Here is a 22,326-nt window from a genome sequence, read left to right on the forward strand (position 1 = left end):
GGGCTCGGTGCTCCGGGTGCCTCAGGCGTCGCGGTCGGCCTCGGCGGCGAGGACGGCCTCGTCCCGGCTGGCGAACGGCCCGCCGGTGCGGCCGTCGGCCCGGCACGTCCAGCGGTAGCCCTCGGGGGTCTGCTCGACGAGGTAGCCCTCCGGGTCGGACGGCCCGTGGCCCGGGCGTTCCCATGCGTCGGTCATGTGAGCACCACGTCCTTGAAGCGCACCCCGGCGAACGCGCCGCCGAGGTGGACGACGGGCACGGGGCGGGAGCCGGCGTCCGTCACGGTCACGGTCTCGTCGACGTCGCCGGCTCGGGTGAAGCGGAGGCCGGACCCGGTGACGGTGATCCGCAGCGGCACGTAGGCACCCATCGTCAGCGCCGTCGCCCCCGCCGAGGACGCCAGCGGAGTGGCGATCCCTTCGACGACCCGGTGGATGTGCAGGCTGCCGTCCCCGCGCAGGAGGAAGAGGTAGCCGTCGACGCCGGCCGACGCACCGGACGACGGCCGGTACGGGTGGTCGTCGGTGCTCAGCAGGACCCATCCGCAGCTCGCGCGGCTGTCGGCGCAGGTCTCGTCCACGCGGAGGGCCAGGCGCAGGGTGAACGCGACCGGATCCGGCGGTGCCAGGAAACCCATGAGCGTGGAGGTGGCGGTGCCGGAGACGTCGAAGCCCCAGGAACCGTCGTCCGCGTGGAACCGGCCGCGGCCGGTGTCCGCCAGCATCCCGGGCAGCCAGACCTGGCGGGCGAACAGGTCCGAGGTGCGCCGCGCCGCGTCCCCCGCGATGTAGACGGGATCGTCGGAGAAGAGCGCGTCCACGCCGTCGGCGACGAGGACGTCCCGCAGGTGCCGGCGGTTCACCGTGTGGCAGGCCACCTCGATCCCCACGGCATGCGCTCGTGCGCACACCGTCGGGGTCACGGAGCCCACCTCCGGACCGATCCAGCCGATGCCCTCGGCGGCGGCCCGCTCGACGTCGGTGCTCCCGAGCCAGATGACGCCCCACCCCCGCGAGCGCGCCAGCCGGCAGTCGGCGAGCGCGTAGGACTGGAGCAGGACGGACGCCGGGCTGATCCCGCGTCGATCGAGCGCGTCGATCATCGGCTCCATCGCGTCGCTGCTCTTGGCCTCGGCGCACAGCAGGACGCGGTTGCCGAACTCGGTGAGCACCTCCTCGAACAGCGGCGGGCGCAGCCCGTCGGGCCAGCCTCCGCCGAGGGTGACCGAGGCGTCGATGTCGAGCTGTTTCCAGGACACCGACGTGTGATCGGCGACGTTGCCGCTGGAGGTGGTCATGCGGTCCACGGTGCCGTCGTGCATGACGCCGAGGCCGCCGTCGGCGAGCGTGGAGACGTCCTGCTCGAGAACCGGCAGGCCCTGACCCACCGCCACCCGGTAGCCCTCCATCGTGTGCTCGGGCACCTGCATGGCCCCGCCGCGGTGGGCGATGACGAACGGCCGGCTCAGGTCGGCGAAGTCCACGGGGTGATCCTGGGGCCCCGACGTCGCGACCGGGGCCCGAGCGGCCGCCCCGGTCCGGACTCGTCCGGAGTCAGCCGCGCGGCAGGTCCCCCGGCGCCCGGGCGTCGTACTGCGCGGCGGAGTCGACCGGCTCGCCGTCGAGCAGCAGCGCGGGGCTGCCCTGCGGGTCCTGCTCCTGGAACGCCCGATCGGCCTCGACCGCCCAGGCCTCGTACCGCCCTCCCCGGCGCCCGTCACGTGGGCCGGGTCGTCGAGGTCCACGCGCCGCCCCGGACCGAGCAGGTCCTCGGCGGCGAAGCCGCCGCTGTGCTCGGGGGTCGGGCAGCGAACAGCTCGCGGCGCAGGTGATCGGACCGGCCGGCTTCCGCGGCCAGGACCAGCGCAACGCCGGCGCGCACCGACTCCGGGCCCGGGAAGCACCGCATCCGGTCCTCGGTCGCGACCGCGCCGGCGACGGGCCTCCGCCCTCGTCAGGACTCCGGGTCCTGCGACGTGGAGGGTCGTCATTTGGTACCGACGCCGATGTTCAGGGACGCGGTCAGCACGGCGGGGCTCTCGGTGCCTGGACGTCCAGGCAGCATGCCGTCGAGGACCCGTCGCATGGTGGCCTGCTGATCGGCCGTGAGGTCGCCGACGATCGCCCCGGCGATCGGGTTGCTGCTCAGCATCCACTCCCACAACCCTCGTCCCGAACGGATCTCGATCCGCTCCTGATGGGTGGTGTCCACCGTGACGGCTCTCAGACCGGCGTCGGTCATGCGCCGGCGCAGGACGTCCGGATCCGCCACCTGGAACTCCAGCGGCGGGGGATCGTCCGGCAGCCCCGTGAAGTCGGGCGCCACAGCACGCAGCGCCGCGATGAAGAACTGCAGGGCCTCGAACTCGGCCGGTGGGCCGTACGCGATCACCAGGACCCGTCCTCTCGGTCGGGTCACCCGGACCATCTCGCGCAGCGCCACCGGCTGGTCCGGGACGAGCATGACGCCGAACTGCGATCCCGTGACGTCGAAGGTGTCGTCCTCGATGTCGAGAGCGTGGGCGTCCATCACGCGCGCCTCGGCGTCGCGGAGCCCTTCCTCCCGGACGCGTGCCGTGAACCGCTCGATCATCGCCGGGGACCAGTCGGTGGCCAGGACCCTGGCGCCGAGGCGGGCGGCGGGCAGGCTCAGGCCGCCCGGTCCGGCCGCGACGTCCAGGAACCGGTCACCCGCCTCCAGGCCCGCGAGGACGAGACCCGCGTGCGCGACCGGGGCCTCGCCCGGCGCGACGAACTGGTCGTATCCCGCCGCGATCGCGTCCCAGGCCTCCGGTGGGTCCACCTCGTGGTGAGTCGCTCTCGTCCCTGTGTCCGTTCCCATGGTCCGGTCCTCCCTGTCGGGCCGGCCGGCGCCGTGGTGACGTGGGTGCCGGCTGGGAACGACGGTAGGAAGCCGGGCACGGCCGCCGCATCGGACGGATCATGGAGATCGCGGGGAACGCCGGGTCGGTGGTTCTGCGGAGGGCACCTGGACGAGGTCGTGCGTGTAGGCGTAGGCCGTGGCCGCCGACCGGGACGCCAGCCCCAGCTTCGTGAAGACGTTGCTCACGTGGGTGGCGACGGTCTTCTCGCTGATCGAGAGCTCGGAGGCGATCGCCCGGTTGGTACGGCCCGTCGCCACCAGCGTCAGCACCTCCACCTCACGGGGGGTGAGCCCACCCTCGCCCCGGTGCGACGTGCCCGGCGACAGCGCCTCGACCGAGGTCAGGTCCGGCTCCGCGGCGAGCTCCCGGAAGACCGAACGTGCCGCGTTCCACTCCATGCGTGCGCCGTCCGCGTCTCCCAGCGTCCGGCAGGCCAGCCCGATCAGCACTCGCGTCCGCGCCGCCTCGTACGGCGCCTCCAGCTCGCACCAGTCCGCGAGCGCGCGACGCAGCGTGGTGAGGGCGGCGCCCGTGTCTCCCTCCGCCAGGAGCACCGCGCCGGTGGCGTGCAGCGCCGTTGCGCGCAGCAAGGGCGTGCTCCACCCACACGCGAGCGTCGACAGCTCGTCGACCGCGGCGCGGGCGGCGGCGATGTCGCCACAGGCGAGCAGGGCCTCGACGTAGGGGCCCAGCAGCGTGGACCGCGTTCCCCACTGTCCGCCCTCGTCCAGGACGCGGCGCATGGCGGCGACGGCCTCGTCGACACGGCCCTGCCGCAGGCGGAGCTGCGCCAGGCCGGGCTCCGGCCGGCGTCCCCATCGATGGGCGCGCCGGTACGCATCCTCCGCCGCCGGGAACTCCCCCCGGAGCCGGTGGAGCTCGGCCCGCACGTAGTACGCGGCACCCAGGACCGGCTGACCGCCGGGCCGGGCGAGGCGGTCGCACGCGCGCCGCACCTCGACCCCGGCGTCCGACCACGCCCCCCGGAGCAGCATGAGCTCGGCACGGTGCACCAGGCACTGACCGCGGTAGAGCACCAGCTGCGGCTGGCGCTCGCACCAGCGGCTCAGCGCCGCGGTCCACTCCTGGGCCCGGCGCACGTCGCAGACCTCCTGGCACCCCTCGATCACCGTGCAGTACAGGTCGCCGACCACGGTGGGTGACACCTCCTGCGCCGTGACCGCGACCATGGCGTCGTCCATCAACGCCATCCCCTCTGCGACGTCCCCGAGGTGGACCAGGCAGCGGCCCCGCCCGGCCCGGGCCAGTGCTCCCAGCTGGGGGTCGTGGAAGCGGTCGCCGACCGCGGCAGCCCGGGCGAATCCCGTACTGCCACCCACCGGGTCGCCCTCGAACGTCCGGCGCAGGGCGGCGGCGTAGCAGAGGTAGCCCTGCTCGACACAGTCCGGTCCGGTCTCGTCGAGCAGCCGCTGCGCCCGGTGGATCCACCCGCCGGCGCGGGCCAGCTGGCCCCTGTTCACCAGGACGAAGGCCACCCAGAACGCGCAACGGGCGGCGCGGGCGACGTCGCCGAGCCGCATCCACACGTGGTGGGCACGCCCCCAGACGTCGACGCTCTCCTCGTCCCTGCCGATCAGGAACGCAGCGACCGCCAGCCGCTCCAGGTCGTCGAGCTCGAGCTGTGTGTCGCGATCCGCGGCAGACAGCCGCGACCACGCGTCTGCCCAGGCTCGCCGTTCGAAGGACTCACGGCCCCGGTCGACCGCACCAGCCATGGGCACAGTGTCGACCCGTCCCGGTGTCTCCGGTTCCCTCGCCGGTGCGGGTCCCGAGGCGAGGGGACTGGTGCCGGGGAGACGCGGCACCGGTCGGATCGCGCTCGAGGGGCGACGCGGCTCCCGGCCGGATCAGGAGGTCCAGCCCCCGGGCGCCCGGGGGTCGGGGAAGTAGCCGCAGTAGGTGCCCGTGCGGACGGTCCGGCTGAGGTGCTCGCCGAGCCGGGGGTGCTTCTCCCCGAGCCGGGCGATCGACTGGCGGAGGGCCCGGGTCACGCCGGCCCGGGCGCGCTCGGACGCCGACGCGGCCCGTCGACCACGACCACTCAAGCCGAACGCGCGGGCGAGCTCTCGCACGAGGAAGTCGCGTTCGGTCTCGGCCTGGGCGGCCCGGTCGGCGTCCCCGACGGCGCGTGCCGCGTCGATGTCCTCGTCGATCTCGGCCAGCCGTCGCCGGTAGGCGTCCTTGGCCCGCGCGTCGAGCAGCTCGCCGGCGTCGCCGAGCACCGAGCGCGGCAGATCCGCCGTCCGGCTGCTGCCGGGTCGCCCCGCGCGGCTGGTCTCCGCGGCCACCAGGTCCAGCACGTGGTACTCCCGGCCCGGGTCCACCAGGAGCCGGGCCAGGTGACGCATGCCCGTGAGGTCTCGCACGAGAACGGTGGAGCCGTCGAACACCACGGTCCAGTAGTCACCCTCGTGACGGAGGACGTTGGCGCCGACGGCCGGCTGCTCGTCGCCTGCCGCGTGGCCCTCCGGGCCGGCCTGCGGCGCTCCCCGCGGCGAGGCTCGGACGGCGGCGAACGCTGCCCGCGCCGCGCGGCGCTCGAGGGCGGCCCGGTGCCCGTCGCCGCTCGCGGCGTGCGCGTCGGCCAGGGCCATGCGGGCCTCGGCCGTCTCGTACGGCGCGCCGACCTCGCTCCAGAGCCGCACCGCCTCGGTCGAGGACCGCTCCGCGCCGGCGGCATCCCCGTCCGCGAGCAGAACCCGTGCCCGGGCGAGGGTGGCACCCGCGAGCAGCGCCTTGCTGCCGAAGCGGGCCGCGATGACCTCGAGGACGGCGGCGGCGGATCGCGCCCGGTCGACGTCGCCGACGGCGAGCTCGATCTCGACCTGCGCCTCGAGCAGCGGGACACGCTGCAGGTCGTTGTCCGGTGGCCGCTCCTTCCACGGCAGCCGCGCAGGGTGGGCCAGGGCGTCCCGGATGGAGGCAGCCGCCGTGACCGCATCGCCCTGGGCGAGACGGACCAGCGCGAGGCCGGGTTGGGGATCCCACCCGGCGCGGTGAGCGGCGAGCAGAGCCTCCTCCGCTCCTCCGACGTCCCCCTTGTGCAGGCGGATCCGGCCGAGTTCGGTCAACGGCCACCCGAGCTCGCGTCGCAGGTACGGGCGGAGTTCCTGGCAGGCTCCGAGCGCTTCGGCCTCCGCCTCCCCGCACGCTCCACGCAACCGGAGGATCTCGGCCCGGTGCACACGGCAGCGCCCGTGCAGGCTCCCGATGGCGCCGGTCCGGGTCCATCGCTCCATCGCCTCGGTCCACTCCTCGGCCAGGTCGTACTGCGCGAGGCCCTGGAGTGCGCAGACCAGCTCGCAGTAGACGACCCCCGTCGACAGCGGATCGAGTTCCCCCGAGACGGTCGCCACCCCGGCCCGGTTCAGCAGGTCCAGGCCCTGGTCGACGTCGCCGTCCAGGATGAGCAGCCGGGCCTGCGCCACGCGTCCGATCGCACACGCCGCGGGGTCGCAGCCGGCCCCGACCTCGATGGCCTGCAGGGCCCATCGCCGGGCCCCTGTCAGGTCGCCGGTCAGCATCCGCTCGTAGGCGTGGACGACGCCCTGCCACGCGTGCGCCGGAGAGTGGCTGCGGCCCTCGAGCAGCTCATCGGCACGGGCCAGCCACCCGCGCACCGGCGCCATGAGGGCGGTGTCGAAGAGGAGGTGCATCGCGACGCGGACGGCGGCCCCTGACGCGGCGTCGAGGTCCCGGGTCTGCATGCACGCGGCATGAGCGCGTTCCCACGCCTCGATGGTCACGTCCAGGTGGCCCGCCGCGTAGGCGACCTCGCCCAGCAGCGGGAGGTCGGCGGCGGCCAGCGTGCCCTCCGCGTCCGCTCGCACCAGGAGGCCGAACGCCTCCGGCCAGTCGCCCCCCGCCACGGCGGACCGTGCGCGCCCGACCGGACCGGGACCAGCGACATCGCTCATCGCACCCCTCCCCAGCTCTGCCGGGAGCTCAGGTCGCCCGGCGCCGGGAGGTAACCGCGCGGGTTACCGCCGTAACAGTGTCGCTCACGCACCTCGGGTGGGCCACGAATCCGGCCCGGAGGACAGACCCGAGGAGGAGTCGTGGAGCGAGCCAGCATCAACGGTGTCGAACTCGAGTACGAGGTGACGGGCGCCGGCGAGGCCGTGCTGCTCATCAGCCCCGTCCTGGCCGACGGCTTCCTGCCGCTGGTCGAGGAGCCGGCGCTGGCCGATCGGTACCAGCTGATCCGCTACCACAAGCGGGGCTGGGCGGGCAGCACACGCACCCCGCCGCCGGTGAGCGTGGCCGACCACGCCGCCGACGCCGCGGGGCTCCTCGGCCACCTGGGCGTGCCACGCGCCCACGTCGCCGGTCACTCGACCGGCGCGGTCGTCGCGACCCAGCTGGCGGTCGACGATCCCGGGATCGTGCAGACCCTGGTCCTCCTGGAGCCGTTCGTGCTCTCGGTGCCCAGCGGCGAGGCCGTCCTCCAGCAGGCCGGCCCCGCATTCGAGGCGTACGGCAACGGAGACCACGAGGAGGCGTGGGCCCTCTTCCTCAGCGTCGCGTGCGGCCTGGACCGGGCACCGTGCCGCGCCCTGCTGGAGCAGCGGATCCCCGGCGTGGTGGCCCAGGCGGTCGAGGACGCCGACACCTGCTTCGGCGTCGAGCTGCCCGCCATGGCCGAGTGGGCGTTCGGCCCGGAGCAGGCAGCCGCCATCCGTTGCCCGACGCTGTCCGTGCTCGGCGGCGACACCCTGCCGCTGTTCGTGGAGGTCGCCGCCCTCCTCCGCTCGGCGGTCCCGGACCTCGAGGAGCGCACGATCGAGGGCGTCGGTCATCTCCTGCACGTGCAGCGCCCCGAGCCCGTCGCCCGCGCGATGCGCTCGTTCCTCGGCCGCCACCCCATGGCCGGCGACTGACGGAGGAGTGCGGGGCCGCGCGGCCTCCCGTGCGGTCGCGGACGGCCGGCTCCGGGTGAGGGCCCGCCCGGCCGTCCCCGTGCCAGGGTGGGTGACATGACCGTGGAGCGGCGGGTCCGGCTGCAGTTCGAGGAGTCGGCGCGGACGGCCGGCACCCACGGCAACCTCTCGGCCGTCCGCAGCGACGGCGCCGTCCTCTGGGTGGCCGGCGACGAGACCGCGACGATCGAGCGGCTGGTCGCCGATGCTCCGGAGGAGCCGCACCGCTACGCGCAGCAGACCGGCGTCCGCCTCGCCGACCACGTGGAGCTGCCCGCTCCCGAGGACGACGAGGACGAGGCCGACATCGAGGGCCTGGCCCGGCACGGCTGCTTCCTGTGGGCGGTCGGGTCGCACAGCCTGCGCCGCAAGCAGATCAAGGCCCGGCACAGCGGCGGCAAGGCCCTGCGCCGGCTGGCCGCGGTCACCGGCCAGCCCAACCGCCAGCTCCTCGTCCGGTTGCCCGTGGCTGTCGTGGACGGCCTGCCGACCGTCGTGCGCGAACTGGAGGAGGACGGGATCCGGCACCGCGCCGCGTCCTTCGGCCTCCACGGCGCCGACCTGCGGGACGTCCTGGCCGACGACGAGCACCTGGGCCCGTTCCTGCCGCTGCCGGGCAAGGACAACGGGCTGGACGTCGAGGGCATCGCCGTCGCCGGGCCGCGGGTGTACCTGGGCCTGCGCGGGCCGGTGCTGCGCGGCTGGGCCGTGGTGCTGGAGCTGCACCCCGAGGTCGACCCCGCCGCGCCGGAGCGGCTGCACCTGACCGCGTTCGACGACGGCCGCCCGTACCGCAAGCACGTCCTGCGGCTGCGCGGTCTGGGGGTGCGAGACCTCTGCCCGCACGGGGACGACCTGCTCGTGCTGGCCGGCCCCACGATGGACCTCGACGGACCGGTGCACGTCTTCCGCTGGCACGGGGCCCTGCAGGCGGACACGCCGCAGGTGGTCCGCGGCGACCTGCTCACGCGGGAGCTCGACCTGCCCTACGGCGAGGGGCACGACCACGCCGAGGGCATCGGGGTGCTCGGTCCGGACGACGGTCCGCGCCTGCTGGTCGTCCACGACAGCCCGTCCCCGGATCGGCTGACCGACGACGGGAGCGTCCTCGCCGACGTGGTCCGGCTGCCGGGTGCGCCGTGCCGGTCCGTGCCCGACCGGGGTGGTGTGCTCCCGCAGCGGCAGCCGACTGCCGGGCCGGAGGTGGGCGGCACGGCGTCTCCGGACGTGCACCTGCGGGAGATCACCGACGAGGACCGCGAGGCGGTCCGCGCGTTGCGCGTCCGAGGCCGCCAGAAGCGGTTCGTCGCCTCGGTGTCCTGCTCGCTGCGGGACGCCGCCGAGACGCCCCAGGCCAATCCGTGGTCCCGCGCGGTGTACTGCGGTGACGAGCCGGTCGGCTTCGTGATGCTCTCCTGGAAGCCGCGCAAGGGCCGGTACCGAGGGCGCCACTTCCTGTGGCGGCTGCTGATCGACAAGCGGTACCAGGGACGCGGGATCGGCCGCGCGGTGCTGACGCAGATCGTCGACCTGGTGCGAGCCGACGGCGGCACCGAGCTGCTGACCAGCTACGAGCCCGGCGAGGGCGGGCCGTGGCCCTTCTACCAGCGGTTCGGTTTCCGGCCCACCGGTGAGACCGACGACGGCGAGATCGTCCTGCGGCTCCCGCTGCCCGCCTCCTGAGCACACCCGGGCCCTCCCCGGCCGGCGGTCCGTGGACCGGCGCGGCAGCGGTGCAGGACTCGAGGACGTGCGGAGCGGTCGGCGCGGGCGATCCCGCCGACCGGCTACCGCTGCCGGAGGGGCTGCAGGTCCAGGCCCGCGAGGGTCTGCGGGGCGGCGAGCAGGTCGATCGCGGTCACGACGCCGTCCTCGACGGTGAAGGCGAAGACCACCTGCGGCGTGCCCCTCAGCGACCACAGCGCGCCCGGTTCGCCGTCGACGAGCACGAGCCGCGCGGCCCGCGCCCGGCCGGAGAGGAACTGGGCCACCCCGGTCGCCCCGCGCACCTCGGCGGCGGCGCCCATCCGGGCGGCCACGGCGTCGGACCGCAGCACCGCCTCGGGGTGGAGGAGCTCGAGCAGGGCGGCGAAGTCGCCGTTGCGAGACGCGTCCAGGAAGGCCGCGACCACCTCCCGGCGCCGCTCGGTGGCGTCGGGCAGCTCGGCTCCGCGCACGCGGCGCCGGGCCCGGCTGGCCAGCTGCCGGGCCGCGGCAGGCGAGCGGTCGACGATCGACGCGATCTCGTCGAAGGGCACGTCGAACAGGTCGTGCAGCACGAAGGCCAGCCGCTCGGCGGGCGCGAGCTGGTCGAGGACCACGAGCAGCGCCAGCCCCACGGAGTCGGCGCGCACCGCCTCCTCGGCGGGGTCGGCGGCGGCGTGCAGGCGGGCCGGCGGCGCGTCGTCGAAGGGCTCCTCGCGGCGGTTGGCGCGGGCGCGCAGCTGGTTGAGCGCCACCCGCGCCACGACGGTCGTCAGCCAGCCGCCGAGGTTCTCCACCTCGTCGCTGCCGGCCCGGCTGACCCGCAGCCAGGCCTCCTGGACGGCGTCCTCGGCCTCGGCGCGCGAGCCGAGCAGGCGGGAGGCCACGGCGGTCAGCCGGTCGCGGTGCTCCTCGAACCGCGCGGCGAGGACGTCGTGATCACTCATGTCGTCACATCCCTCGGTCGGCGGGTGTCAGAGAGGTGGCAGACCCGAACCCGACGATCGAGGAGCACACCATGACGACCGGGATCCGCACCGTCATCTACCCCGTGACCGACCTGGCCCACGCCAAGGCGCTGTTCGGCGCCCTGCTCGGCGCCGAACCGGTGGTGGACGCGCCGTACTACGCCCAGTTCGACGCCGACGGCCAGGCGATCGGCCTCGACCCGCACGGCCACCGGCACGGGCAGTCCGGTCCGGTCGCGTACTGGCACGTGGACGACGTCGCGACGAGCCTCGCCGCTCTGGTGCAGGCCGGCGCCGAGACGGTGCAGGACCCCACCGACGTCGGCGGCGGCCTCCTGGTCGCCCTGGCCCGGGACGGCGACGGCAACCTGATCGGCCTGCGCCAGGCGGGGTGATCCGTTCAGCGCACCGTCGAGCGGGCGAGGACCGCGGCCGGTGCGGCGTTGCACGCGTCGCGTCCCCGGCCGGGTCCACCCCCCGCCGCAGCACCGGCACACCCGTGGAGGAGCCGTCGGTTCCGTGCGCGGGGGGCGACGGGATCCGGCATCCGTTGCACACCGGGCTCATAATCGAACACGTGTTCGCACGACTGCGACCGGCCCCACCGCCGGTCGTCCGGTCGGCCTGACGCCCAGGAGGCCCTGATGACCACTGTCTCGACGTCCCACCTGCCCGCCGGGGAGCCGGTCCTGACCACCGACGTGGTGGGCACGGACTTCGGCCTCCCCCTGGTCCGGCCGACCAGGAGCAGGCAGGGGAGCCGGGTCCGGGTCGTGCGTTCGCACTGCAAGGCGCACGGGGGAGTCGTCGTGTGGTTCACCGACGGCACCAAGACCCCGCCGCTGCACGGGCGCACGGCCTGGATCGTCGCCGAGGGCGAGCCGGGTGCGCACCCGTCGGCGCGTGTGGTGGCGTGACGCGAGCGGCCCACGGTCGCCGACCGCAGGCGTTGCCGGACCGGGATCACCGGTCCGGTGCCTCGCATGCTCCGTGGCGTCGGGATGCCGACGAGGACTGTCCAGTCTCGGGCGAGAGGGCCAGGATCGGGGGCGGACGGCGGAGACGAGGACGTCCCTGCCGACGCTCCGCCGAGAGGCAGCCGCGATGACCGATCGTCCGATGCTCGACCGCAGCCCGTTCCTCCAGGGCCCGTACGCCCCGGTGACGGAGGAGGTCACGGCGTTCGACCTGCCGGTGACCGGACGCCTGCCCGCCGGGCTGGACGGGCGCTACCTGCGCAACGGGCCCAACCCGCTGGGCTCGGACGATCCCGGCTCCCACTGGTTCCTCGGTGCCGGCATGGTGCACGGGGTCCGGCTGCGGGACGGCCGGGCCGAGTGGTACCGCAACCGCTGGGTCCGGTCGCGCACCGTCGCGGAGTCGCTGGGGGAGAGGTGGCCGGGCGGGCCCGTGCACGCCGGCATGGACTTCGCCGCCAACACGCACGTCATCGCCCACGCGGGGCGCACCCTGGCCACCGTCGAGGCCGGCGCGCTGCCGTACGAGCTCACCGACGAACTCGACACCGTCGGCCCGTGCGACTTCGACGGCACCTTGCCCGGCGGCTACGCGGCGCACACCAAGCTCGACCGGCGGACCGGCGAGCTGCACGCCGTCGCCTACTTCTGGGGCTGGGACCACCTGCAGCACGTCGTCGTCGGTCCCGACGGCAGGGTCAGCGGCACCACCGACGTCCCGGTCCCGGACGGGCCGATGGTGCACGACTTCGCCCTGACCGAGCGGTACGTGGTGCTGCTCGACCTGCCGGTCACCTTCAGCACGGACGCGGCGGCGGCCGGCTCCCGGCTGCCCTACACCTGGAACCCCTCGCACCAGCCCCGCCTCGGTCTGCTGCCCCGTGCGGGGACGACCCGCGCCGTCCGCTGGTTCGAGGTGGAGCCGTGCTGGGTGTTCCACACGCTCAACGCCTACGACGACGGGAACCGGGTCGTCGTCGACCTGTGCCGCTACGAGGGCGTCTACGACATGGCGGCCCTGATCGGCGGGGGGCCGCCCACGCTGGAGCGCTGGACGGTCGACCCGGCCGCGGGACGGGTGACCCGGCAGGCCCTCGACGACCGCCCGCAGGAGTTCCCGCGCGTCGACGAGCGGGTCGTCTCCCGGGCGCACCGCTACGGCTACAGCGCGGTGACGGCGCTGGTCGACCGGGCCACCGTGCAGGTGGACGGGACGTTCCGGGACGCCGCGTTCGCCGACACGCTGCTCAAGCACGACCTGGTCGCCGGAACGGTCGGGGAGCACCGCCTCCCGAGGAACGCCTCGGTCGGTGAGGCGGTGTTCGCCCCCTCGACGCCGGACGCGGACGAGGACGACGGCTACGTCATGGCCTTCGTGCACGACCCCGACCGCGAAGCCACCGACCTGGTGGTCCTGTCGGCACAGGACTTCGCCGGCCCACCGGTCGCCACCGTCCACCTCCCGGCGCGGGTCCCACTCGGCTTCCACGGCAGCTGGGTCGCCGACGGGTGAGGGGCGCGGTGCTCCAGCCTCGCCGGCGCCCGCCGGGTGGGCGCGGGGGCCCGCGGCAGTGCTGACCACGGAGGGCCCGGCGCGACCGGCCCACCGATCCCGGAGGAGGTGCCATGGGCAAGCCGGCTCTGCTCGCCGTCGATGACGACGGCCCGGTGCTGTCCGCGATCGAACGGGACCTGAGGGGGCGGTACGGCGAGCACTACCAGGTCTACGCGGCCTCCTCCGGTGAGCAGGCGCTGGACCTGATGCGCCGGCTGCGGCTGCGCGAGGACCCGGTGGCCCTCCTGCTGGTCGACCAGCGGATGCCGGGGATGAGCGGCGTGGAGCTGCTGACGGCGAGCCGGAAGGTGTACCCCGACGCCCGGCGCGTGCTCCTGACCGCCTATGCCGACACCGACGCGGCCATCAAGGCCATCAACGACGCCGACGTCCAGCACTACCTGCTCAAGCCCTGGGACCCGCCGGAGGACCGCCTCTACCCGGTGCTGGACGACCTGCTCCAGACCTGGCGCCCGCCGCCTCCACTCGCGAACCTCCGGCTGATCAGCGACCGCTGGTCGCGGTCCGGCCACGCGCTGCGCGAGTTCCTGGCCCGCAACCTGGTGCCCTACCGCTGGCTCGACGGCGAGTCGGACCCGGAGGCGCGGGAGCTGCTCGACGTGGCGGCGATCGACGCCGGCTCGCTGCCGGTCCTCGTGCTGGACGACGGGGACGTCCTCGTCCAGCCGGACCTGCACGAGGTCGGCGCGCGGATCGGGCTGCGCGCGCAGGCCCAGCGCGCGGCCTACGACCTCGTCGTGGTGGGGGCCGGGCCGGCCGGCCTGGCCGCCGCGGTGTACGGCGCCTCGGAGGGGCTGTCGACGCTGGTCCTGGAGTGCAACGCCCCCGGCGGGCAGGCGGGCACCACCAGCCGGATCGAGAACTACCTGGGCTTCCCGGTCGGCCTGTCGGGCGCCGACCTGACCCTGCGGGCCCGCGAGCAGGCGGTTCGCTTCGGCGCCGAGATCCTGGTGCCGGCCGAGGCGGTGGGCCTGCGCCGGGAGGGGCCCTACACCGTCGTCCGGCCGGCGCACGGTGGCGAGGTCAGCGCCTCGACGCTGATCATCGCCACGGGTGTCGAGTACCGCACCCTCGACGTGCCCGGGGCCGCCGAGCTCACCGGGCTCGGCGTCTACTACGGCGCCGGTCAGGCCGAGGGCGTCGACCACCGGGGCGGCCGGGTCTTCGTGGTCGGGGGCGGCAACTCGGCCGGGCAGGCGGCGGTCTTCCTCTCCCGCTTCGCCGCCTCGGTGACGCTGCTGCTGCGTGGCGACGACCTCTCCGCCACGATGTCGCGCTACCTGGTCGACCGGCTGGCGTCGCGGGAGAACGTCTCCGTGGAGTACCGCACGCGGGTGACCGGCGCGCTGGGGACGCGCCGGCTGGAGGGGCTGCGGCTGCGGTCGGACGCCGGTGAGCGCGAGGAGCAGGCGGACGCCCTGTTCGTGTTCATCGGCCAGGAGCCCCGCACCGGCTGGCTGGACGGCGTCGTCCGCCGGGACGAGCGGGGGTTCGTGGTCACCGGCACGGACGTCGGCTCGTGGCCGCCGGAGTGGCCGCTGTCGGCCCCGCCCCTGCCCCTGGAGACCTCCGTGCCCGGCGTGTTCGCCGCAGGGGACGTCCGGCACGGGGCGGGCAACCGGATCGCCGCCGCCGTGGGGGAGGGGGCGATGGCGGTCCGGTTCGTCCACCAGCGGCTGGCCGCCCGGTGACCATCGCCCCGGACCAGGACGTGGCGGCGGCGCTGCGGAGCTCCCGGCTGTTCGCGCACCTGCCGGAGGAGGACCTCGCCGACCTGGCCGCGGCCAGCCGCACCGTCGAGCTGGCGGCCGGCGAGGTGCTCATGGCCGAGGGCTCGCCGCCGGAGGCCATGTACGTGGTCCTGGACGGCGAGTTCGAGGTCAGCCGGGACGTCGGCGGGTCTGCCGTCCTGCTCAACGTCTGCGGCGCCGGCGACCTCGTCGGGGAACTCGGCATCGCCCACCGCCGGCCCCGCTCGGCCACCGTGCGGGCCCGGACCCGCAGCCGCGTCCAGCGGATCGGCGCCGACGCGCTGGACCGGCTGTTCACCCACCCCCAGTCGGCCCGGGCGATGCTGCTGGCGGCGACCCGGCGGCTCGACCGCGAGGAGGGGCTGGTGCGCCAGCACGAGCGGATGGCCGCGCTGGGCGCCCTGTCGGCCGGCCTGCTGCACGAGCTGAACAACCCCGCGAGCGCCGTCCAGCGCGGCGTCGCCAGGCTCCGGTCCCTGCTGGCGGGGGACGGCGGCGCCGACGACCCGCTCCGGCGGCTCGTCGGCGCCGTGCCCGTGCCGGAGGACCCGCTGGCACGGGGCGACGCGGAGCGGGCGCTCGCCGACGTCCTCGCCGCGGCGGGGGTGGAACGGGGCTGGACGGCCGCTCCGCACCTGCTGGGGCTGGGCGTCGACCCGGCGTCCCTGGAGGAGGCGCTGGCCGGACTGCCCGGAGACGGACGCGGTCCGGCGGTGCACGGGCTCGCACGCTCGGCCGAGGTCGCCAGCCTGCTCGACGAGATCTCCGCCGGCGCCGAGCAGCTCTCCCGGATCGTCTCCGGGGTGCGCCCGCTCGCCTACTCCGCGGACCAGTCCCTGACCGAGGTGGACGTCCACGGCAGCCTCGAGCAGGCACTCGTCCTGCTGCACCACAAGGTGCCCGCCGACGTGACGGTGCACCGCGACCTGGACCCGGAGCCCCAGGTCGTCCAGGGCTGGCCGGCAGACCTGGCCCTGGTCTGGACCAACCTCCTCGACAACGCGCTCGCCGCGGTGGAGCGGCCAGGCACCGTGACGGTGCGCACCCGGGGGAAGGCCGACTCCGTGGTGGTCGACATCGAGAACACCGGGCCCCCGGTGCCCCCGGAGGTCCTCGCGAGGGCCTTCGACGCGTTCTTCACCACCAAGCCGGTCGGTGAGGGCACGGGGCTGGGCCTCGCGACGTCGCTGGCCGTGGTCGCCCAGAAGCACCGCGGCCGGCTCACACTCACCTCGGAGGACGGCGTCACGCGGGCCCGGGTCGTCCTGCCCCGGCGCCGCTGATCGAGCGCCGTCAACCGCGCAGCAGGTCGTCGGCCGCCGCCGTATCGGTGGTCGCCGTCGAGGGCGGCAGATCCGCCCTCGCCTCGGCAAGGAGGATCCGCCAGTGCGCGGGCCGGGACGGCGTGGGGAGGCGGGCGAGGTCGAGGGCGGCGCGGAGGCGGGACACCCGGGCGCCTTGGCCGGCCGCGATCCGCACCGCCTCGGTCAGGTCGGCCACCGCCCGACCGGCGTCTCCTCCGCGGGCCAGCGTGAACTGAGCCCGCTGGCGGAGCAGCTCCGGCAGGTGCAGGTCCTCGCCACTCCGGTGCGCCGCCGCGAAAGCCTCGGCCAGGTGCTCCTCGGCCCGGTCGACCTCGCCGGCCGCCGCGTCCAGCCGGGCGAGGAGGGCCAGGTGGGAGGCGAGGAACGTCAGCCAACCCATGAGCTCCAGGGCCGCGAGGGCCCGCTCGAGGAACGCCCGGTCCGGGGGGCCGCCGGACGTGCCGGTGGCGGCCCAGGCGGCGCCCCACGCCGACCGGAAGGCGAGACCGTGCTCCTCGCCGATGGCGATGGCCTCCGTTCCCGCCCGTGCGGCCGCGGCGTCGTCCCCGAGGAAACGCCGGATCAGGGCGACGTAGATCTTGACGAAGACGAGGCTGACCGGGCCGCGCGGGGAACCGACCTCCTCGGCGCGACGGAGGGCCTCCCGCTCCCAGCGCTCAGCCTCGTCGAGCTCACCGCGCGCGGCGCTCACGCCGGCGAGCACGCTCGCCGACACCGCTGTCGGGTCGTCGGGCAGCGGCCACAGGAGGGAGACCCGCTGCTCGGCGGGGCGGGCGGCGAAGCCGACCTCTGCCCGTTCCAGGTGCGCCTGTGCCGACGCGAGGTGGCCCCGGTGGAAGTCGTGGATGCCGGCCAGCACCGCCACCTCCGGCTCGAACGCGGCGAAGGCGGGCTCGCGCACGATCGCGGTGAGCTGGTCGAGCACGCCGCGGGCCGTGGTCAGCCGGCCGCTGGTGAGCCAGTACGCCCAGATCCCGACCAGCGCCGGGAGCACCTCCGGGCGCCCGAGCCGGGCGGCGAGCTCCTGCGCCCGCCGGTGGTCGGCCTCGACGTCGGGGGAGGCGTAGCCCTGCATCGAGCTCACGGAGAGACCGTGCAGCATCCGGGCGGTGAGCTCCCCCAGCGCGCGGTCGGCCGACTCGGGCAGGGTCTCCAGCAGCTCCAGGGCTCGCGACACCAGCTTCGTCGCCTCCGGGTGGGCCCCGCGACCCTGTTCCAGCCGGGCAGCCTCGGAGTAGCGGGCGGCGGCCTGCTCCGCCGCGCCGGCCAGGTCCAGGTGCTGGGCGACCAGCGCCGGCTCGGCGCCGCGGGCGGCGAGCGCGTCGGCCACCCGGGCGTGCGTCCGGCGGCGCACGTCGAGCACCTGGGTCTCGTAGGCGGCGTCGCGCATCAGCGCGTGGCGGAAGCGGAAGGCGCCTGCCGCGAGGCTCACCGGCTCGACGATCCCTGCGTCGGCCAGCACCCGGAGCTGGTCGGTCACGGCGTCGGCGTCGCCGATCACCGCCGCGACGGTGGCCGGGTAGAAGGTCGGCCCGACGGTGGCCGCGACCTGCACCATGCGCAGGTCGACCCCCGGCGCCTTGAGCCGCCAGGTGAGCAGCTCCTGCAGCCGCAGCGGGATCGGCTCGGAGTGCTGCGCGCGGAGGCGGGAGCGGGTCAGCTCCTCGATGAACAGCGGGATCCCCTCGGCGTGCTCGATGATCGCGGCGCGCGCCGCGTCGTCCAGGCGCTGGCCGGCCGTGAGGTTGTCGACCAGCCGATCGGCGGCCGGGCCGTCGAGGCGCCCGAGCTCGACCACGCCCACGGCGTCCCGCCACGGGACGACAGAGGCGTTCCGGACGGTGACCACCGTGAAGAGGCCCGCGGGGCGTCGCTCGGCCACACGCTCCAGCAGTTCGACGGTGGAGGGGTCGGCCCAGTGCAGGTCCTCGACGACGAACAGGTGCGGCCGGCGTCCCGCGCCCGCGGCGAGCCAGTCCACGAGCAGGTCCAGCGTCTGGTCGAGGACGGCGCTCGGGTCCAGGTCGGGCGCCGGGTACTCGGCCGTCGCGGGGACCCCGATCAGCGGGCCGAGCAAGGGGACCGCCCGGGCCGGGTCCAGCCCGAGGGCATCGAGGTTGCTGACGAGCCGGCCGAGCCGGTCTGCCTCCTCGCCCGGCCCGCCCATCAGGCGCTCGAGCAGCCGCGCGATGGGCCACAGCGAGACGTTGGCGTAGTAGGGCAGGCAGGCCGCACCGAGCACCCGGCCGCCGCTGGCCTGCACCCGGTCGATGATCTCGGCCACCAGCCGCGACTTGCCGATGCCCGGCTCGCCGGCGACGAGGAAGGTCGCGTCGGCGTCCGGTCCGGTGCCCCGCCGCACGGCGTCCCACGCCGCGAGCAGCCGGGTCCGCTGCTCGTCCCGGCCGACGAGCCCGGCCTTGCGGTACCGCTCGGACTGGAACCGGGCCGCGGCGTGGCGGGGGCGCTCCACGGCGAAGACCTCGACCGGGCGGCTGATCCCCTTCAGCCGGCGCTCGCCCAGCGAGTGCAGGAAGAAGTCCGCGTCGACCAGCTGCTGGGTGACGTCGCTGATCACCACCGTGCCCGGGTCGGCGACCTGCTGGATCCGCGATGCGAGATTGGGCACCAGGCCGACGACCGAGTCCCGCTCGGCGAGGGCGCCGTCGTCGCTGAGGTCGCTGACCACCACGCGGCCGGTGTGGATCCCGATCCGGACCTCGAGCGCCACACCGAACCGGTCGCTCAGCTGTGCACGGGCGTCGCGCAGTGCAACGACGAGGTCCAGGCCGGCAAGTACCGCTCGTCGGGCGTCGTCCTCGTGGGGGGCCGGGTGGCCGAAGCCGGCGAGGATGCCGTCACCGGAGTAGTGCATGAGGGTGCCGCCGTACCGGCTGACGGCCTCCCGGGCCGCCGTGCGGTAGACGGCGAACAGGTCGCGCAGCTGCTCGGGCTCGACCTGCTCGGACAGCGTCGTGGAGCCGACCAGGTCGGAGAAGAACAGGGTCATCAGTGCCCGTTCCCCTGACGGGCCGAGCTGGCGGGCCGCGACCTGCTGCAGGACGAGGGCGGCGCGCCGGTTGTCGGGATCGACGGCGCGCACCTCCTCGGCCGTGGCACGCGCCGGCTCGAGATCGCCCGCCGCCAGGGACGCCTCGGCGCCGGCCAGCAGTCGTTCGAGGAGGCGGGCGAGCCTCGTCTCCGCCGAGAGCGCGAGCCCGGTCACGCCCTCACCTCGGGTGGATCGAGGCTGCTGGAGTCATGGGGGAGCCCCTCGCTGTTCCGTCACCGGCTGTCCAACCCGTGCGCGTCCTCCTGCACGTCCGATGGAGCAGTGCGGGTCGAGCATTCCCCATGGTGGGGCGGTCGCACGTAGAAGCCAAGGTCCCGAGGCGGGGGCTGTGCACACGTCGCCGCCGGGGACCGGGTCGCCGATCGGGGTCCTCCGCTGGGCGAGTGTCCACCGGCCGCCCGGGTGTCCGCCCGCTGCCCGGCCACTGCATCGCCCGGACGAGGCGGCGGAGACGTCCCCGAGGGTCCGGTGGAGGGGACGGGGAGCAGTTCGCCCCTGGTCGCGCGGCGTCGCGATGGGGACCCTCTGCAGGGCTCCGGCTGACTCCACGAGAGGGGACCGAGATGTCCGTAACCGTCAGCGACACCGAGCTCAAGGCACGACACCGCACGATGTGGGCCTCCGGGGACTACCCCCGGATGGTCGAGACCTTCCTGCTCCCGCTCGGTCCACGGCTGGTGGAGGCCTGTGACCTGCGCCCCGGGCAGCGGGTCCTCGACGTCGCGGCCGGTACCGGCAACGCCTCGCTCCCGGCCGCGGAGCGGGGTGCGCGCGTGACAGCGAGCGACCTGACGCCCGAGCTGCTGGCGGAGGGCCGTCGGCGCGCGGAGGCGCAGGGGCTCGAGCTGGAGTGGACCGAGGCGGACGCGGAGCACCTGCCCTTCGAGGATGCTTCCTTCGACGTCGTGATGTCCGCGATCGGGGTCATGTTCGCGCCTCACCACCAGGACGCCGCGGACCAGCTCGTGCGCGTGTGCCGCCCCGGCGGGACGATCGGGCTGCTGTGCTGGACGCCGGACGGCATGCTCGGCACGCTCTTCAGGACCATGAAGCCGTTCGCGCCGCCCCCTCCGCCGGGTGTGCAGCCGCCGCCGCTGTGGGGCAGCGAGGACCACCTGCGGTCGCTGTTCGGCGACCGGGTCGAGTGGCGTACGTCGACCCGTGACGTCCTGGAGGTCACGGCCTTCCCCGACCCGCACGACTACGCCCGGCACTTCACGGCGTACTACGGGCCGACGATCGCGGCCCGGGCCAACGCCGTCCGGGAAGGCCGCGAGGCCGAGTTCGACGAGGCGTTGCGCCGTTTCTGCGAGGAGTGGAACCGCGGTACACCGGACCGGGCCCGGTTCGAGATGGAGTACCTGCTCGCCGTCGGTACCCGGCGCTGACCCGGAGGGGCCGGTCCTCGGGGCGGCCCCCTCGGCGAGCTGCCGCTCACCTCGGGGTCGGGCTCGGGGCCGGACCGCTCGGCAGCTCCCGCAGGTCACCGCGGTCGGGCGCACGCTCACCTCCGCGCGCACCGGGGTCGGTTCGCTGCGCGACGGGGCGCGCAGGCGCCGTGCCCCTGGTGGACCTGGCGGCGGCTGTGGAGCTGGGGCTGATGGCCACCACAGGGCCGCGGGCCTCCGTCCGTGGTGGGCGGCGCCCTGGTGACGGACCCCCACCGCCGGCGGGTCGTTGCCGGCCGCGCGGCGGCGGCGCGTCATCGTGCGGGATCGGTCGTCGGCGCCCCCGCAGCGGGGAGGTCGTCCCCGTTGCGGGGCGAGGGGATCAGCAGGGTGGGAGCCGGAGTCCCGCGCCGTCCGCCGGGCTCGGGAGGCGGAGCCAGGAGACCGGCGTTCCGGGCGCGTTGGACCGCCATCAGCCGGTCGCGCACGCCGAGCTTGCGGTACAGGTGCTCGAGGTGCTTGTGCACGGTCCGGGGGGAGGTCCTCAGGCGACGGGCGATCGCCTGAGCGGTGAGACCCTCCCCGAGGAGCCTGAGGACCGCGAACTCGCGTTTCGTCAGACCTGTGCCATGGGCGCTGTCGTACTGCTCCGCCAGCACGTCGTGGAGCACCCCGTGCTGGCGGACGAGCGCAGCCAGTGCCGGCAGGACCAGGGTGGCCAGGTCGGTGTCGGCGTCGGCGTAGTCGTCATCGGGACGGCTGACGACGTAGGCCTCGATCCCCTTCCCCACCCGCAGGGGCAGCGCGAGCTGGTGGGTGATCCCGAAGGGACGGGCGAAGGCCGACCACTCCGCGCACATCCTCGGACCGGCGACCGCGCGTGGCACCCGGCCGAGCACCTGCGGTGCCGAACTGCCCGTGACGGCATACCAGCGGATGAGCGGGTGCGTGGTGGCGTCGGGGAGGACGCCGGACGGCGGCGTCGTCGGCAGGAAGCCGACCGGCCAGCCTCCGACGACGTGATCCACCCACGCGCGGTCGACGACGTTCAGCGAGCAGCAGGCCGCGTCGAAGGACTCGAGGAGCAGGTCCGCCACCTGCGCATGAGGGAACTCCCGCGCCTCGGGCCGGCCCTGCAGGATGTCGGCGACGAGCTCGAGCCATGCTGCGTGACACGTCGTGGTGCGCGGCACGCTGCTCAGGGTAATCCGCCGGCGCCGGATCGTGGAGGTCGTCTCCGGGCGGCGGCCACGCTGCCCGGAGCCCGGCATCGCCTGCCGCGACTACGCACAACTGCGTACGGTCCCGGCGCCCGGACGTGAATAGCGTTCCTGTTCCGCATCTCGTGCGCGTGCGTCCAGGGGGAGTCAGGTGGGTCGACGTCGTACACCTGTGTCCGAGGACCACCAGCACGAACGAGGGCGACGAGGCCGGTCAGGCGCCACCGAGCCGGATCACCTGACCCACGGGTCCATCCGGAGTCCGGGCGCACGACCCTCGTGTGAGCCGGTGACCGTTCACCCGCCCAGGCCGACCGCGGCGACGGGACCGACGCATTTCTCGGTCGGCATGGCCGAGGTCCCGTCGGAGGTGACGCGTGTCGGCTGCCCGCTGGTATCGGAACGACACCGGTACGACTCAGCAGTACTGCACCCCCGAAGCAGGTCGGTGGTCCGAGCGGTGCAACCAGGGGCTGGAAGACGGTTCCTCCTGTGCCGTCACGGGCCCGATCGTTCGACCGA

Annotated in this window: 16 protein-coding genes; 8 read left to right on the forward strand and 8 right to left on the reverse strand. The window is 74.9% G+C overall.

The window, feature by feature from the left end; translation table 11 throughout:
* Positions 1-21: 21 nt before the first annotated feature.
* The 5 genes from BUB17_RS26590 to BUB17_RS27645 all read right to left on the reverse strand — a co-directional run bounded on the left by BUB17_RS26590 (position 22) and on the right by BUB17_RS27645 (position 6,820).
* Positions 22-195, reverse strand: coding sequence for a hypothetical protein (locus BUB17_RS26590; RefSeq protein ID WP_175561263.1), 174 nt, complete (start codon positions 193-195; stop codon positions 22-24).
* The gene (locus BUB17_RS03800; RefSeq protein ID WP_072913560.1) at positions 192-1,481 is read right to left on the reverse strand and encodes a glycerophosphodiester phosphodiesterase; all 1,290 of its coding nucleotides are present in this window, start codon (positions 1,479-1,481) and stop codon (positions 192-194) included. The genes BUB17_RS26590 and BUB17_RS03800 overlap by 4 nt, the downstream gene beginning before the upstream one ends.
* A 503-nt stretch (positions 1,482-1,984) precedes the next feature.
* Positions 1,985-2,839: a class I SAM-dependent methyltransferase gene (locus BUB17_RS03805; protein WP_072913563.1), complete on the reverse strand. Its 855-nt coding sequence runs from the start codon at positions 2,837-2,839 to the stop codon at positions 1,985-1,987.
* Positions 2,840-2,938: 99 nt separating this feature from the next.
* Positions 2,939-4,618, reverse strand: coding sequence for a helix-turn-helix transcriptional regulator (locus tag BUB17_RS27640; RefSeq protein ID WP_072913566.1), 1,680 nt, complete (start codon positions 4,616-4,618; stop codon positions 2,939-2,941).
* A 132-nt stretch (positions 4,619-4,750) separates the two neighbouring features.
* Positions 4,751-6,820: a transcriptional regulator gene (locus tag BUB17_RS27645; protein ID WP_072913569.1), complete on the reverse strand. Its 2,070-nt coding sequence runs from the start codon at positions 6,818-6,820 to the stop codon at positions 4,751-4,753.
* Positions 6,821-6,961: 141 nt separating this feature from the next.
* On the opposite strand from BUB17_RS27645, the gene BUB17_RS03820 reads away from it, so the two are divergent.
* Positions 6,962-7,783: an alpha/beta fold hydrolase gene (locus tag BUB17_RS03820; protein WP_072913572.1), complete on the forward strand. Its 822-nt coding sequence runs from the start codon at positions 6,962-6,964 to the stop codon at positions 7,781-7,783.
* A gap of 96 nt (positions 7,784-7,879) precedes the next feature.
* On the forward strand, positions 7,880-9,505 hold the full coding sequence (locus BUB17_RS03825) for a GNAT family N-acetyltransferase (protein ID WP_208983302.1): 1,626 nt from the start codon (positions 7,880-7,882) through the stop codon (positions 9,503-9,505).
* 104 nt (positions 9,506-9,609) lie between these two features.
* Here the strand turns inward: BUB17_RS03825 and BUB17_RS03835 are convergent, their stop codons facing one another.
* Positions 9,610-10,473, reverse strand: a complete 864-nt coding sequence (locus tag BUB17_RS03835) for a sigma-70 family RNA polymerase sigma factor (protein ID WP_072913575.1) — start codon at positions 10,471-10,473, stop codon at positions 9,610-9,612.
* Between the two features lie 71 nt (positions 10,474-10,544).
* On the opposite strand from BUB17_RS03835, the gene BUB17_RS03840 reads away from it, so the two are divergent.
* The 5 genes from BUB17_RS03840 (at position 10,545) to BUB17_RS03860 (ending at position 16,081) form a co-directional block, all read left to right on the forward strand.
* Complete coding sequence (locus tag BUB17_RS03840; RefSeq protein ID WP_072913763.1) at positions 10,545-10,889, forward strand: VOC family protein; 345 nt, start codon at positions 10,545-10,547, stop codon at positions 10,887-10,889.
* A 249-nt stretch (positions 10,890-11,138) separates the two neighbouring features.
* On the forward strand, positions 11,139-11,411 hold the full coding sequence (locus BUB17_RS03845) for a hypothetical protein (RefSeq protein ID WP_072913578.1): 273 nt from the start codon (positions 11,139-11,141) through the stop codon (positions 11,409-11,411).
* Between the two features lie 187 nt (positions 11,412-11,598).
* Entirely contained in the window at positions 11,599-12,984 is a 1,386-nt protein-coding gene (locus tag BUB17_RS03850) for a carotenoid oxygenase family protein (protein WP_072913581.1), read from the forward strand.
* Positions 12,985-13,097: 113 nt separating this feature from the next.
* Positions 13,098-14,738, forward strand: a complete 1,641-nt coding sequence (locus tag BUB17_RS03855) for an NAD(P)/FAD-dependent oxidoreductase (RefSeq protein ID WP_072913584.1) — start codon at positions 13,098-13,100, stop codon at positions 14,736-14,738.
* The gene (locus tag BUB17_RS03860) at positions 14,735-16,081 is read left to right on the forward strand and encodes a sensor histidine kinase (RefSeq protein WP_072913587.1); all 1,347 of its coding nucleotides are present in this window, start codon (positions 14,735-14,737) and stop codon (positions 16,079-16,081) included. The genes BUB17_RS03855 and BUB17_RS03860 overlap by 4 nt, the downstream gene beginning before the upstream one ends.
* Before the next feature lie 10 nt (positions 16,082-16,091).
* On the opposite strand, the gene BUB17_RS03865 is transcribed toward BUB17_RS03860, so the two are convergent.
* Positions 16,092-19,349 carry an ATP-binding protein gene (locus BUB17_RS03865; RefSeq protein WP_072913590.1) on the reverse strand — a complete coding sequence of 1,086 codons (3,258 nt, stop codon included), beginning with the start codon at positions 19,347-19,349 and terminating at the stop codon, positions 16,092-16,094.
* Positions 19,350-19,759: 410 nt separating this feature from the next.
* Here BUB17_RS03865 and BUB17_RS03870 point away from each other — a divergent pair, with 410 nt between their 5' ends.
* Positions 19,760-20,584, forward strand: a complete 825-nt coding sequence (locus BUB17_RS03870; protein WP_072913593.1) for a class I SAM-dependent methyltransferase — start codon at positions 19,760-19,762, stop codon at positions 20,582-20,584.
* Between the two features lie 314 nt (positions 20,585-20,898).
* Here the strand turns inward: BUB17_RS03870 and BUB17_RS03875 are convergent, their stop codons facing one another.
* On the reverse strand, positions 20,899-21,777 hold the full coding sequence (locus tag BUB17_RS03875) for a helix-turn-helix transcriptional regulator (protein WP_244276883.1): 879 nt from the start codon (positions 21,775-21,777) through the stop codon (positions 20,899-20,901).
* Positions 21,778-22,326 lie beyond the last annotated feature (549 nt).

The sequence above is a fragment of the Geodermatophilus obscurus genome (assembly GCF_900143215.1).
In the GTDB taxonomy this organism is placed as follows: Bacteria; Actinomycetota; Actinomycetes; order Mycobacteriales; family Geodermatophilaceae; genus Geodermatophilus; species Geodermatophilus obscurus_A.

Bases quoted from the DNA above. Each gene is read 5' to 3' on its own strand.
- BUB17_RS03805 (WP_072913563.1), bottom strand. From the start codon at position 2,839: ATGGGAACGGACACAGGGACGAGAGCGACTCACCACGAGGTGGACCCA.
- BUB17_RS03850 (WP_072913581.1), top strand. From the start codon at position 11,599: ATGACCGATCGTCCGATGCTCGACCGCAGCCCGTTCCTCCAGGGCCCG.
- BUB17_RS03840 (WP_072913763.1), top strand. From the start codon at position 10,545: ATGACGACCGGGATCCGCACCGTCATCTACCCCGTGACCGACCTGGCC.
- BUB17_RS03870 (WP_072913593.1), top strand. From the start codon at position 19,760: ATGTCCGTAACCGTCAGCGACACCGAGCTCAAGGCACGACACCGCACG.
- BUB17_RS27645 (WP_072913569.1), bottom strand. From the start codon at position 6,820: ATGAGCGATGTCGCTGGTCCCGGTCCGGTCGGGCGCGCACGGTCCGCC.
- BUB17_RS03835 (WP_072913575.1), bottom strand. From the start codon at position 10,473: ATGAGTGATCACGACGTCCTCGCCGCGCGGTTCGAGGAGCACCGCGAC.
- BUB17_RS26590 (WP_175561263.1), bottom strand. From the start codon at position 195: ATGACCGACGCATGGGAACGCCCGGGCCACGGGCCGTCCGACCCGGAG.
- BUB17_RS03845 (WP_072913578.1), top strand. From the start codon at position 11,139: ATGACCACTGTCTCGACGTCCCACCTGCCCGCCGGGGAGCCGGTCCTG.
- BUB17_RS03855 (WP_072913584.1), top strand. From the start codon at position 13,098: ATGGGCAAGCCGGCTCTGCTCGCCGTCGATGACGACGGCCCGGTGCTG.
- BUB17_RS03825 (WP_208983302.1), top strand. From the start codon at position 7,880: ATGACCGTGGAGCGGCGGGTCCGGCTGCAGTTCGAGGAGTCGGCGCGG.
- BUB17_RS27640 (WP_072913566.1), bottom strand. From the start codon at position 4,618: ATGGCTGGTGCGGTCGACCGGGGCCGTGAGTCCTTCGAACGGCGAGCC.